The sequence below is a fragment of the Tepidiforma thermophila genome (genome assembly GCF_002563855.1).
GTDB lineage: Bacteria > Chloroflexota > Dehalococcoidia > Tepidiformales > Tepidiformaceae > Tepidiforma > Tepidiforma thermophila.
In genome coordinates this window covers 2,101,759-2,113,703 of sequence record NZ_PDJQ01000001.1, presented here as the reverse complement: position 1 = coordinate 2,113,703, position 11,945 = coordinate 2,101,759, and the positions used below count along the sequence as shown (strand labels likewise).

Genomic DNA, 11,945 nt, shown 5'->3' with positions numbered 1-11,945 from the left:
ACGAACCCCCCGCTCCTGCGGAATCCTGCCCCGCTCACAGCTCCCGCTGGTGCCCGTTTCGTCGGACACACATGTGCCCGCCCGGGTCCATTGGCGCTGTGCAGAGCGGGCAGAGCGGCCGCCCGGCCGCAATCACCTCGGCAATTTGCTGGCGCAGCTCATAGCCGCTCCGGTAATCGAACTCCATCGTCAGCCCTGTGGTTGCATCTGCGTCCGGCGGCCCATCTGCTGCGATCAGGACAATGCGCCGGTCCTCGGCGTTGACGCCCATGCTGAGCTGGAAGAGCTGGATGTCGATGTCGAACGACTGCGGCGCCTCAAGTTTTGGCGGCGCGTCGTCGGGCGGCAGCGGCACGTACTCGTACCCCTCGTCCTCGAGAACCGTCTCGATCGCATCACCGAGCGCATTCAGCTGCTCTTTCTCGAGCCACAGTGACGCGGCGAACCCCGCGCCGTTCACGACGCGCAGCCGGAAGCGGCGCTGCCCGGGCCTCCCGATCGCCTCCGCGGAGATGTGGAGCAGGTGACCCAGATCGTGCGTGCGTGCCATCCCTGCGATCGTAGGGCAGGCCGGCCCTCCCGTCGCGGCCATGCGTCCTTTACCCCGCCGGCGAGCCGTGCAGAAAATTCACAATATCGGCGCTTTCCCCGGAAAACGCGACAAAATTTGTCGCCTGCGAGACGTACTGTGCCCATCCACAACGCCACACCAGGGAGGTGAGCGGCATGACCGAACAGACCCGTCGCTCGACCCGGCTCATCCGCATCCGCGACATCCTTGTCCGGCGCCCGAACGGCGTCTCGACCATGGAACTGGCGCGTGAGACCGGCTACTCGCAGCGCACCATCCAGCGCGACCTCCAGGCACTCGAGACGGAGCTGAATGTCCCGCTCGTCATCGAGAATCGCCGCTGGCGGATAATGGAGGGGCACCAGCCGCTGTTCGGCCCGGTCCGGCTGACGCTCCAGGAGGGCCGTGCGGTGTACTTCGCCATGCGGCTCATGCTCCGCTCGGCCGACGAACACGACCCGGATGCCCTCACAGCCCTCGAAAAGGTCGCCAACGCGCTCCCGAAAGGCATGGCCGAGCACATGCAGCGCACCGTGCGCGAATACCAGCAGCTCCCGTTCAACCGCGAGGCGACCGAAGTCCTTTGCCGCATCACCGAGGCCTGGGCCGCAAGCCGCTCGGTCGCCATCGAGTATCGCTCCGCCCATGCTTCCGAGCCCCGCCGTTACGAGGTCGACCCCTACATCCTCGACCACACCGAAAGCGGCACCTACCTGGTCGGCTACTCCCATACCCACGGTGAAGTCCGCGTCTTCAAGGTCGACCGCATCCGGTCGGTCGAACAACTCCAGCGTGAGTTCGACCCGGTAGATATCGACGAACTCGCCGAGACCCTCCGCCATAGCTGGGGGGGCGTGGTCCTCGGCGAGGCCCGGTACGACGTCGTTATCGACTTCACGCCGGCAGTCGCCGCACGTATCCGGGAGAGCTACTGGCACGTCTCGCAGGAGCTGGAGGCGCTCCCCGGCGGCGGCGTCCGGCTCAAAGTCTCGCTGCCCAGTCTGCTCGAAATTACCCCGTGGGTGCTGAGCTGGGGGCCCGAAGCGACGGTCGTCGCCCCGGATGAGCTCCGCAGCCGGGTAGCCGACCTCCTCAAGGCCGCCGCGGAGCGCTACGCCTGACGCCTCCGCTACACTGGCGGACGTGAACCCCGCCGCCCTCGTCAGCAGCCGCCGCGACCGCGTCGCCCGGGCCTGGGCGCTCGAGCGCGGCGCCGTGCTGGTCGCCAGCGGCCTGCCCGTCCCAATCGCAGGAACCGACCAGTTCCACGAGTTCCACGCACACCCCGAGTTCCGCTACCTGGCCGGCGTCGGCGAACCTGCCAGCGTGCTCGCCTTCGACCCGGCCACAGGGTGGGAGCTCTTCGTCACACTTCCCACGCCCGACGACCGCATCTGGACGGGCGACGGTCCCGACCTCGACGCCCTGCGTGCCAGTTCCGGCCTCGACATTCGACCGATCGAATCCCTCGCCGGCTGGCTCGAAGTGCGCCGCGCCGAGCCGCTCGCCGTCATCGGCAATGACGACCTGCTCCATCGGCCTGGGCACTACCGACTGCCGGCACTCGAACGTTTCGAAACCGCCCACGATGCGGCGCTCGCCGGGCGCCTCTCCTGGGATGTGGCCGAGGCCCGCCGTGCGAAGGACCCCGATGAGCTCGAGGCGATGCGCCGCGCCGCGGCTGCCAGCCGGGCCGGCCACCTCCTCGTACTCCGCACCGCCCGGCCCGGGATGACGGAGCGCGACCTCCAGGTCGAACTCGAGGCCGAGTTCTTCCGCAGCGGCGGCGACCGCACAGCCTACGGCTCTATCGTCGGCAGCGGCCCGAACGCCGCCGTCCTCCACTTCGCGCCGACCCGGCGGTCGCTGAACGATGGCGAACTCGTGCTGATCGACGCCGGCGCCGAGGTCGACGGCTACGCCAGTGACGTCACCCGAACCTTCCCGGCGGGCCGCCGATTCGAGGGCATCCAGCGCGACCTTTACCGGCTGGTGTACGAGGTCCAGCGCGCTGCCATCGCCGAGGCCCGCCCCGGCGTCGAGTACCGGGACCTCCACCTCCGTGCTTGCGAACGGATCGCCGCCGGCCTCGCCGATCTCGGCATCCTCCGCGGCAACCCCGCCGACCTCGTCGAAATGGATGCCCACGCCCTGTTCTTCCCCCACGGCCTCGGTCACCTGCTCGGCCTGGCCACACACGATGCCGGCGGCTGCCTCCGCGGTCGAACCCCGAGCGACCGTTTCGGTCTGAAGTGGCTCCGGGCCGACCTCCCCCTCCAGCCCGGCTACGTGGTCACCATCGAGCCCGGCATCTATGTCATCCCGGCCATCCTCGATGACCCGGCCAGGCGCGAAACGTACCGCGACGTCGTCGACTGGGACCGCGTCGACGCCCTGCGTGGGTTCGGCGGCATCCGCATCGAGGACGACATCCTGGTGACCGAGGAAGGTGCTGAAGTTCTCACTGCTGGCCTGCCGTCGGACATCGCTGCCATCGAAGCGCTCCGCCAGGAGGCGTTCGACCGGTGACGCAGCCGCCCCGGCTCACCATTGCCGATGTCGCGCGATTTCCGCGCCCGGGCGCGAACGTCCCCGGCGGCCTCGGCTTCACCCCGGACGGGCGCGCGGTGACCTTCCTCTACTCCGCCGAAGGCAACCTGGTCCGCAGCCTCTGGCGGCTCGACCTCGAAACCGGCGCCCGCGAGGTGCTCGCCGGCCCGCCTCCGGCCACCACATCAGAGGGCGCGCTCTCCCGCGAGGAAGAGCTCCGGCGCGAACGCGCCCGCCTCCGCGAACTCGGTGTCACATCGTACGAATTCGCGACGGCCGCGCCCGCCCCGATACTCCTCGTTCCCGGCGGCGGGCGCCTCTGGGTCCGCATCGGCGATAGCGAACTGGCGCCGCTCCCCGGGTCCGACGGCGCCATCGACGCTCACCTCTCGCCCGCCGGCGACCGTGTCGCCTTCGTCCGTGAGGGCGACCTCTACGTGCAGGAGACGCGGGGTGGTGACCCCCGCCGCCTGACCTCCGACGCCGAGGATGGGCTGACGAACGGCCTCGCCGAGTTCATCGCCCAGGAGGAGCTGGACCGCGACCGCGGGTTCTGGTGGAGCCCCGACGGCTCCCGCATCGCGTTCATCCGCGCCGATTCCCGCCACATCCCCGAGTACCCTATCGTTCACCAGGGCCGCCCCGGCATCGACGTCGAACGCCACCGCTACCCGTTCGCGGGCCAGGCCAACGCCCTGCTCGATCTCGGTGTCATCGATGTGGCCACCGGCGCCCTGACCTGGCTTGACCTCGGAACTGACCGCGACATCTACATCGCCCGCGTCGGCTGGCGGCCCGATGGCGCCCTCGCGGTGCAGCTCCTCTCCCGCGACCAGCGCCGCCTGCGCCTCCTCCTCTTTGAAGGCGGTGCCGCCCCCCGGACGCTCATCGACGAGTACCAGGAACCCTGGATCAACCTCGCCGGCGAAACGACCTTCCTCAAGGACGGGCGCATCGTATGGTCGACTGAGCGCTCGGGCTTCCGTCACCTCGAGCTCCGCTCACCTGATGGCGCCCTCGAACGGGTCCTGACAGCCGGGCCGTGGATGGTCTCCTCCTTCTTGGGCGTCGACGAGGAGGGCGGCTTCGTCTACTTCGCGGCGACCGAGGCGTCGCCGCTCGAACGCCACCTGTACCGCGTGCCGCTGACCGGAGATCCGATGGAGCGCCTCACCGGTGAACCGGGCTGGCACACCGGCGTCCTCGCGCCGGGCGGCGAGTGGCTGCTTGACGCATGGAGCAGCCGCACCGAACCGCCCCGCGTCATCGCCCGCAACCTCCGCAATGGCCGGACCGTCGAGGTGCACCGGCCCGAAGCGCTGACCCCCGCCGGCCTCGGGCTCGTCGTCCCGGAGTTCCACGAGGTCACCGCAGACGACGGCACCCTGCTCTACGGCGCCCTCTACCGCCCCCCGGCTGCCAAAGGGCCGGTGCCGGTGGTGGTCTCGGTCTACGGCGGCCCCCACGTCCAGCGCGTTATCGACGACTGGTCATTAACCGTCGACCTCCGCATCCAGTACCTCGTCCAGCAGGGCGTCGCCGTCTTCAAGCTCGACAACCGCGGCAGCGCCGGCCGCGGCCTTGCCTTCGAAGCCCACATCCACCGCCGGATGGGTACCGTTGAGGTCGAGGACCAGGTCGCGGGCGTGCGCTATCTCGCGAGGCTCGGCGGCCTCGACACCTCCCGCGTCGGCATCTACGGCTGGAGCTACGGCGGCTACATGACGCTCATGGCCATGCTCAAGGCGCCCGGCGTCTTTCGCGTCGGGGTAGCCGGCGCACCCGTGACCGACTGGGACGGCTACGACACCGCCTACACCGAGCGGTACATGGGAACTCCCGCCGCCAACCCGGAGGGCTACCGGGACGGCTCAGCCATCACCCATGCCCACCGGCTCGAAGGCAGGCTTCTCCTCGTCCACGGCATGACCGACGAGAACGTGCACTTCCGCCACACGGCGCGGTTCATCGTGGCCCTCACGGAGGCCGGCAAGGAGTACGACCTGCTCATCTTTCCCGAAGAGCGGCACATGCCCCGCGACCAGCGCGGCCTGGAGTACCAGGAGCGCCGCGTCATCGAGTTCCTCCTGCGCGAACTCCGGCCCCGCTAGCGGAACCGGTAGCCCGGCGCGATCCCGGCCTGTGCCGCCCACTCTCCGGCCGGAATTTTCTTCTCTCCCTCCGGTTGCACGCGCATGACCCGCAGCACTCCGCCGTTCAGGCGCACGTCGAATGTGCCCTCGTCGACCCGGAGAACCCGGCCCGGCATGCCCGGGGCCTCCTCCCCCGTCAGGCGGCAGTCGAAGATCCGCAGCCGGCCGCCTTCCACCGTTGTCCACGCCCCCGGCTGGGGATTGCAGCCCCGGATGAGCGCATACACCCGGTCGGCCGGCTCGTACCAGCGGATCTGGGCGTGCTCGTCCCTGCAGGGCGGCTCGTACGTCGCTTTCGCGTGGTCCTGCTCGATGCGCGGCGCCCGCCCCTCGCGTACGAGCCGTGCCGCCTCCGACATCGCCTCCACGCCCATCGGGAAAAGCCGTTCGAAGTAGACCGACCCCACCGTATCGTCCGGACCGATGGGGCACCGCCGCTGGAGCAGGATCGGCCCCGTGTCGATGCCACGGTCCGGCCAGAAAATCGTCAGCCCGGTCTCCGTCCTTCCGAAGATGATGGCCCAGTTGATCGCCGATGAGCCCCGGTGCAGCGGGAGCAGGCTCGGGTGGTACTGGATGCTCCCCAGCCGCGGAAGCTCGAGCACCTCATGCGGGATGATCTCCGTCACGAACGCCATCACGCAGAGGTCCGGTTTGAGCGCGGCCCATGCCTCCTGCCCGGCGGAATCCTTCAGCGCCCGCGTCTCGACGACCGGCACCCCGGCCGCTTCAGCAGCAGCCCAGAGCGGATCGTGCCGCCCGCCCGACGGCCCCGGAGCGCTCGCGCCCACGACGTCAAACCCGTCGTCTCGCAGCCGCCGGAAGACCGCCTCGCCGAACGCAGCCTGCCCCATCACGACGACACGCATCTCGAGCTCCCCGCCGGAGGTCCCGGCTGCGTCAGCCTACCTCGGGCGCCCATCTCCGCTCCACCCTGGGCCTGTCGCTGACCGCGGGCCCGGCATCCCGTACACTTGCCGCATGCATCCGTTCTGCGCGGTCGAGGTCATCCCGGGCGACGCCACGCACGTCGCCCGTGTTCGCCGTGCCTCCTGACGGCCGGGTTCTCCACACTTCGCACCGCAGGAGCACACTTCCCAAAATGATCCAGGTCCAGCCCGCCCGGCTCGCCGATGCCGCGGCAATCCACGCCCTCGTGACCTACTGGGCCGACCGCGGCGACATGCTGCACCGGCCCATCGGCGAAATCTACGAAGCGATCCGCGACTTCAAGGTTGCCCGCATCGACGGCGAAATCGTCGGCTGCGGCTCGCTCCATATCATGGGCCCCGACCTCGCCGAAATCCGCTCGCTCGCCGTGGCCGAATCCGCCCAGGGCAGAGGCGTCGGAGCGGCCATCGTCGCGGCCTGCGTCGACGATGCCCGCGAATTCGGCCTCGAACGGGTCTTCGCCCTGACCTACCGGCCGGGCTTCTTCGAAAAGCAGGGCTTCCGCCTCGCGAACGTCATGGAATTCCCGCAGAAGGTCTGGAACGAGTGCGTCCGCTGTCCGTTTTTCACCAACTGCAAAGAAGTGGCCGTCGTCCTCGACCTCCGCGGGCCTGACCTCGCCGTGCCCCTCGCATAAACTCCGACCATGCCGTTCCCTGCGCACCGCTATCTTGTCCAGCGCATCCGCGCCGACCGCCAGCTCACCCCGGAGCGTGCTGCCGAACTTGCCCGGCAGTGGAGGGAGTCCTGCACGGCAAACGGCGTTGTCCCGTGGGGCGTGTTTGCCGGCCTCCTCGGACTCCGCACCGATGAGCTCCTCATCGTTGCTGCCGCTGAGACGGATGATGCGGAGTGGCCCGCGCTCCCCGGGCTGGCCGTCGAAGATGGGCTCGACTGCCGTCCGACGGCCCGGCCGGAGCGGCCCGAGGCGCAGTCGCGCCCCGGGATCTACGTCTTTCGCACGTTCGAAATCGCGTCGGCCGATGTCGACGAGTTCGTCCGCCTGTCCGCCGAGGCATGGCAAACGTTCGAAGCTGCCCCTGCCTACCGGGCCGAGCCGCGCGCCCTCCTCCGTGCTGACCTCCCCGGCGCCAGCTCGCGGATGCTCCTGGTCACCTGGTATGACGGGCTCGCATCCTGGGAGCGTTCGCGGCAGCCGGACCCGGAAGCCCGCGCGAACTTCGAGGCACGGGCGCGCCTGACGCGCTGGGCCCTCCCCATCGCCACCCGGCTGGTCTAGCCGCCGCAGCAGTCCCTGTCGAACATCTCGAGCGCAGCCCAGGCGAGCCGCCGCCCGTGGCCTCCGGTCCCCGTCGCTGCGCCAACCAGCACGGCGCAGCCAGCCGGGAGGAAGGCGAGACGATTGAGGTGATGCTGCACCCGGGCCGCGGCTGCGGCCGCAGCTGTCGCGCCTGAGCCCTGGAGGACGATACCAAACGTCCCTTCGCCCAGCTCCCCGGGGAGGTCCGTTCCGCGGCAAAGGCCCAGGAGCGCCTCGCCAACTCCCCGGCTCACGAACCTGACGCCGACTTCGCCCCGCTCCTCCAGCACGCCGTCCAGCCCCGTGACCCGCACCGCAAGAAAGGAGAGGGGCGCCCGGGGCGCGAGGTCAACCTGCGCATCGAGATGGCGCAGCAGTTCGACCCGGGACAGCAGCCTGCGGGCCGGGGCGGTCGGTGCTGTGCCGGGTTCGGCCGCGTGGCGCGGCACGGGCTGGAGATAGGCCGGGAACCGGGCTGCTTGCATCGGGAATACCTCCTCTCCTGCAGGAGGCATTTTCCCGTTGTCCATTCCTCACGCAGATAGGCGAAACCCTGAGGGCGCCTGTTCGCGCCTCCGGATCCGCAGCCGCGGCATCCCGGACTTACGGCGCCCCGCCGTTCCGCCGCCGCCCGTTGGCTCGCCGACGCCAGTACACCGCCGCGCTCGCCACAATGACTCCGAGCCACACTCCGCCGGCAGCAAGCGTAATGCGGGCGTCGCGCCCCAGCCCATCGCCGGCGACCACCGCCACTGCCGTTGGAAACAGCATGCCCAGGGCCGAATACACAATGAACACCCGGAACGGGATCGCCGTCATCCCGGCCACGAAACTAATCCAGTCGAAGTTCACCGCCGGGATCATCCGCGACCAGAACACCACCCGCCCGCCCATTTCGAGGACCAGCGTGTCGATCCGTTCAGCGTTCCTTCGGCCGATCAGGCGAGGCAGATGCCGCCGTCCGAACCGCCGCGCAACCCAGAATGCCACCGCTGAGCCCAGCACCAGCCCGGCCATGCAGTACAGCGTGCCGAGCACCGGGCCCCATGCCAGCCCGGCCGCCATGAAGATTGGCGCATTCGGTACGGGTGCGAACAGCACCGACAGCGCCATAACCGCGACGAAGACAATCGGACCGAGAATGCCGAACCCGTCGACCCAGTCGCGAAACGGCTCCGCCTCAATGGTGTACGAGATGCCGAAGTACTCGCTCGTCGCCCAGTAGGCAATCACCACCAGCAGGAACAGCACCACGAGACCGGTGACCACCCTCCGCCTCAGGAGGAGCGGCGTTTCGCCCCCCGTCAACTGCTCCTCGATCTCCATGAGGCTGGGCCGCGTCGTCGTCGCTGGCTCGCTCATCCCTCGGCGCCCGCGAGGTGCTCGAGCAGCAGCCGGTTGACCTCATCCGGGGCCTCCTGCTGGACCCAGTGGCTCACGCCCGGCAGGTGCACAACGCGCAGTTTCGCCACGTACTGGTCGGTGCCCTCGGTTAGCTCTTTGCCGAGATAGCGGTCTTCGTCACCCCAAATGAGAAGTGTCGGCACGGTGATGAGCGGTACCGGGTCGGGGATGCGCGGCGGGTGGCGCAGCAGCGCGCGGTACCAGTTGATGCCGCCCGAGAGTCCCTGCCTCCGCCAGCCGGCGAGGAACTCCCGGATGTCCTCTTTCGTGAACGTCCCCGGCCGGCATTCGCGGATCATCCTCCGCGCAAGCCGGTGGTACCCGCCGGCCGAAAGCGCCAGCTCGGGCAGGAAAGGCAGCTGAAAGAACAGCACGTACCACGACCGCAGCGCCTGCCGGGGCCGCAGCACATGCCGCCGGAAAATCGCCGGGTGGGGCAGATTGCAGACGGCCAGGCTCTTCAGGCGGTCACCGTGCTGCATCGCCAGCAGCCAGGCGATGACGGCGCCCCAGTCGTGCCCCACAATGTGCGCCCGTTCGATGCCGAGATGGTCGAGCAGGCAGAGGATGTCGGCCTGGAGCGTCTCCGTATCGTAGGGTCCGCGCGCCTCGGTCAGGTTGTACCCCCGCTGGTCGGGTGCAATGACCTGGTATCGCTCGCGCAGCGCACGCAGCTGGTGCCGCCACGAGTACCACGATTCCGGGAAGCCGTGCAGAAACACGACTGGCTCGCCGTCCCCAGCCTCGACATAATGCATTCGAATTCCATTGACCGTCGCTTCCCTGTGGGCGAACTCCGTCATCTCCATGCGTACCTGCCCGGGGGAATGCCCCGCATTCAGGCTATCAGAGCACCCGCAGCCGCAGGAACAGCGCGACGATCGGGAAGACGAACAGGACCGAGTCGAGGCGGTCCATAAAGCCGCCGTGGCCCGGCAGCAGCCCGCTCGCGTCCTTCACCCCCATGCGCCGCTTCATCCAGCTCTCGAATAGATCGCCCGCCATCGCCGCAATCGGGAGCGCGACGGCGAGGTGCAGCGCTGTCGACGCGCCGACGCCGGTGTCGAACAGGGCGTTCAGGCCGAGCACCGCGGCCATGCCCGCAGCGTAACCCCCGGCTGCTCCTTCCCAGGTTTTCTTGGGGCTGATGCGCGGCGCCATGCGGTGGCGTCCGAACGCCCGGCCGACCGCGTAGGCGCCGGTATCGACCGCAAACGTCGAGAGGAGCCCGATGAAGAACCACTCCCGCCCGTTCGGCGCATCGCGCACCAGAACGAGCATCGACGCCAGCACGCCCAGGTAAAGCGTGCACCCGGCGAACACCCGGAACGGCTTCCGCGGCCCGAACGCCTGCGTCGGCGCGTATCCCAGCGCGGCGAACACCGCCGCAAATGCCGCGCCCATCAGCACAAACCGCGCGTCGAGGTGCGCCGCAGTAGCGGTAAGCGGCGCAATCGCGATGGTCGGGATATGGACCACGGCCTCGCGAATAGGGCGGCTCGGGATGAGCCACCCGTGCACGAACTCCAGCGAAGCCAGCAGCGAGACAAGCGCAACGGCCAGCGCGAACGGCCACCCGCCAATCCACCCAAGTCCCACCACGACCGGCAAACCGGCGGCGGCCGTCAGGAGGCGCTGCTGCAGGTTCGACACCGGCCGGGACCTCCCGCTCCCGCCGCTCAGGAGGACGGCTCGCGGAACGCTTCGAGGTCCTCCTCGAGCAGCCCGCCGAACTTCCGCTTCCGGCGGCCGTACTCCGCCAGCGCGATGTCGGTGTCCTCCCGGCCGAAATCCGGCCAGTAGGTATCGGTGAAGTACAGCTCCGCGTAGGCCGACTGCCAGAGCAGGAAGTTCGAAATCCGCTGCTCGCCTGCCGTGCGGATCACCAGGTCGGGGTCTGGCATCCCGGCGGTCATCAGGTACCGGCTGACCAGCTCTTCCGTGACCTCCTCCGCCCGGACGCCGTCGGCAAGCATCCCGCGGATCGCCATCACGATGTCGTCCCGCCCGCCGTAGCTGAAGCAGATGTTCAGCACCATCCGGTCGTTCTCCCGGGTGAGCGCAATGGCGTCACGGACCTGCTGCTGCAGCCATTCCGGCAGCGTCTCGATATGGCCCAGCATCTGCAGCCGAATGCCGTTCCGGTGGAGGTTGTCCAGCTCCCGCCGGATGAAGTAGCGCAGCAGCCGGATGAGCGCCCGCACCTCGCGCTGGGGCCGGTTCCAGTTCTCCGTGCTGAACGCGTATAGCGTGAGGTACTGCACCCCGTGGTCGGCGAACCGCTCGATGACCCGCCGGATGTTCTCCGTGCCGGCACGGTGGCCGGCCGCCCGCGGCAGGCCACGCTGGGTGGCCCACCGGCCGTTCCCGTCCATGATGATCGCGACATGGCGCGGAATCCGGCCTCCGGAGATCGGCGAAATCAGGTCTCCGAGGTACTCGGCCGGCTTGCCGAGCGTGCCGGGCTGGCCGGGCTCAGACCTCAAGGAGCTCCGCCTCTTTCTTCTTGGTTTCAGCGTCGATGGTCGCGATGTGCCGGTCGGTGAGCTTTTGCAGCTCATCTTCGGCTCGCCGCAGTTCATCCTGCGACATGCCGCCTTCTTTCTCCAGCTTGCGCAGCTCCTCATGCGCGTGGCGCCGGACGTTCCGCACGGCCACACGAGCGTCCTCGGCCTTGTGGTGTACGAGCTTCACCAGCTCCTTGCGCCGCTGCTCGGTCAGCGGCGGGATCGGAAGCCGAAGGACCTGTCCGTCAATGGCCGGGTTGAGGCCGAGGTCGCTCGCCTGGATCGCCTTCTGGATTGCGGGGACCGCGCTCCGGTCCCAGACCGTCACTGTCAGCAGCCGCGGCTCCGGCGCATTGATCGTGCCGAGCTGCTTGAGCGGCGTCAGCGCGCCATAGTAGTCAACCATCAGCGTTTCGATCAGGCTCGGGTGGGCCCGCCCGGTGCGCACGCCATTCAGCTCCCGCCGCAGCGCCTCCACCGAGTGGTCCATCTTCTCGTCGGCTTCGAGGAGGATCTCCTCAGCATCCGCCATGGTCTGCCTCCTCCGC

13 protein-coding genes are annotated in these 11,945 nt (G+C 69.0%); 5 read left to right on the top strand and 8 right to left on the bottom strand.

Annotation, left to right across the window (positions count from 1 at the left end):
- Positions 1–34 precede the first annotated feature (34 nt).
- The gene (locus A9A59_RS10235) at positions 35–550 is read right to left on the bottom strand and encodes a DUF3090 family protein (protein ID WP_165772654.1); all 516 of its coding nucleotides are present in this window, start codon (positions 548–550) and stop codon (positions 35–37) included.
- A 176-nt stretch (positions 551–726) separates the two neighbouring features.
- Between A9A59_RS10235 and A9A59_RS10230 the strand changes: the two genes are divergently transcribed.
- Genes A9A59_RS10230 through A9A59_RS10220 form a run of 3 tightly spaced genes read left to right on the top strand, consistent with a single transcriptional unit; the run spans position 727 to position 5,232 of the window.
- Positions 727–1,692, top strand: coding sequence for a helix-turn-helix transcriptional regulator (locus A9A59_RS10230; protein ID WP_133117592.1), 966 nt, complete (start codon positions 727–729; stop codon positions 1,690–1,692).
- Between the two features lie 22 nt (positions 1,693–1,714).
- A complete protein-coding gene (locus A9A59_RS10225) occupies positions 1,715–3,100 on the top strand; it encodes an aminopeptidase P family protein (RefSeq protein WP_098504173.1) in 1,386 nt (461 codons plus the stop codon).
- Entirely contained in the window at positions 3,097–5,232 is a 2,136-nt protein-coding gene (locus A9A59_RS10220) for a S9 family peptidase (protein WP_098504172.1), read from the top strand. The genes A9A59_RS10225 and A9A59_RS10220 overlap by 4 nt, the downstream gene beginning before the upstream one ends.
- Here A9A59_RS10220 and A9A59_RS10215 read toward each other — a convergent pair.
- Complete coding sequence (locus A9A59_RS10215; RefSeq protein ID WP_098504171.1) at positions 5,229–6,143, bottom strand: methionyl-tRNA formyltransferase; 915 nt, start codon at positions 6,141–6,143, stop codon at positions 5,229–5,231. The genes A9A59_RS10220 and A9A59_RS10215 overlap by 4 nt on opposite strands.
- Before the next feature lie 233 nt (positions 6,144–6,376).
- On the opposite strand from A9A59_RS10215, the gene A9A59_RS10210 reads away from it, so the two are divergent.
- The gene (locus A9A59_RS10210) at positions 6,377–6,862 is read left to right on the top strand and encodes an N-acetyltransferase (RefSeq protein WP_098504170.1); all 486 of its coding nucleotides are present in this window, start codon (positions 6,377–6,379) and stop codon (positions 6,860–6,862) included.
- 9 nt (positions 6,863–6,871) lie between these two features.
- Positions 6,872–7,465, top strand: a complete 594-nt coding sequence (locus A9A59_RS10205) for a hypothetical protein (RefSeq protein WP_098504169.1) — start codon at positions 6,872–6,874, stop codon at positions 7,463–7,465.
- Here the strand turns inward: A9A59_RS10205 and A9A59_RS10200 are convergent.
- The 6 genes from A9A59_RS10200 to frr form a co-directional block, all read right to left on the bottom strand.
- The gene (locus A9A59_RS10200; protein ID WP_098504168.1) at positions 7,462–7,971 is read right to left on the bottom strand and encodes a hypothetical protein; all 510 of its coding nucleotides are present in this window, start codon (positions 7,969–7,971) and stop codon (positions 7,462–7,464) included. The two genes, A9A59_RS10205 and A9A59_RS10200, sit on opposite strands and share 4 nt — an antisense overlap.
- A gap of 118 nt (positions 7,972–8,089) precedes the next feature.
- Positions 8,090–8,848, bottom strand: a complete 759-nt coding sequence (locus A9A59_RS10195; RefSeq protein WP_098504167.1) for a TVP38/TMEM64 family protein — start codon at positions 8,846–8,848, stop codon at positions 8,090–8,092.
- Entirely contained in the window at positions 8,845–9,699 is an 855-nt protein-coding gene (locus A9A59_RS10190) for an alpha/beta fold hydrolase (protein WP_098504166.1), read from the bottom strand. The genes A9A59_RS10195 and A9A59_RS10190 overlap by 4 nt, the downstream gene beginning before the upstream one ends.
- A 37-nt stretch (positions 9,700–9,736) precedes the next feature.
- Complete coding sequence (locus A9A59_RS10185) at positions 9,737–10,543, bottom strand: phosphatidate cytidylyltransferase (protein WP_165772653.1); 807 nt, start codon at positions 10,541–10,543, stop codon at positions 9,737–9,739.
- A 26-nt stretch (positions 10,544–10,569) separates the two neighbouring features.
- Positions 10,570–11,376 (bottom strand): isoprenyl transferase, encoded by an 807-nt coding sequence (locus tag A9A59_RS10180; RefSeq protein ID WP_278286877.1) that lies wholly within the window; start codon positions 11,374–11,376, stop codon positions 10,570–10,572.
- Positions 11,366–11,929, bottom strand: coding sequence for a ribosome recycling factor (gene frr / locus A9A59_RS10175; RefSeq protein ID WP_098504163.1), 564 nt, complete (start codon positions 11,927–11,929; stop codon positions 11,366–11,368). The genes A9A59_RS10180 and frr overlap by 11 nt, the downstream gene beginning before the upstream one ends.
- Positions 11,930–11,945: the final 16 nt, after the last annotated feature.

Excerpts from the sequence above, each read along its gene's own strand:
- A9A59_RS10235 (WP_165772654.1), bottom strand. The coding sequence starts at position 550 with ATGGCACGCACGCACGATCTGGGTCACCTGCTCCACATCTCCGCGGAG.
- A9A59_RS10230 (WP_133117592.1), top strand. The coding sequence starts at position 727 with ATGACCGAACAGACCCGTCGCTCGACCCGGCTCATCCGCATCCGCGAC.
- A9A59_RS10215 (WP_098504171.1), bottom strand. The coding sequence starts at position 6,143 with ATGCGTGTCGTCGTGATGGGGCAGGCTGCGTTCGGCGAGGCGGTCTTC.
- A9A59_RS10210 (WP_098504170.1), top strand. The coding sequence starts at position 6,377 with ATGATCCAGGTCCAGCCCGCCCGGCTCGCCGATGCCGCGGCAATCCAC.
- A9A59_RS10205 (WP_098504169.1), top strand. The coding sequence starts at position 6,872 with ATGCCGTTCCCTGCGCACCGCTATCTTGTCCAGCGCATCCGCGCCGAC.
- A9A59_RS10200 (WP_098504168.1), bottom strand. The coding sequence starts at position 7,971 with ATGCAAGCAGCCCGGTTCCCGGCCTATCTCCAGCCCGTGCCGCGCCAC.
- A9A59_RS10195 (WP_098504167.1), bottom strand. The coding sequence starts at position 8,848 with ATGAGCGAGCCAGCGACGACGACGCGGCCCAGCCTCATGGAGATCGAG.
- A9A59_RS10190 (WP_098504166.1), bottom strand. The coding sequence starts at position 9,699 with ATGGAGATGACGGAGTTCGCCCACAGGGAAGCGACGGTCAATGGAATT.
- frr (WP_098504163.1), bottom strand. The coding sequence starts at position 11,929 with ATGGCGGATGCTGAGGAGATCCTCCTCGAAGCCGACGAGAAGATGGAC.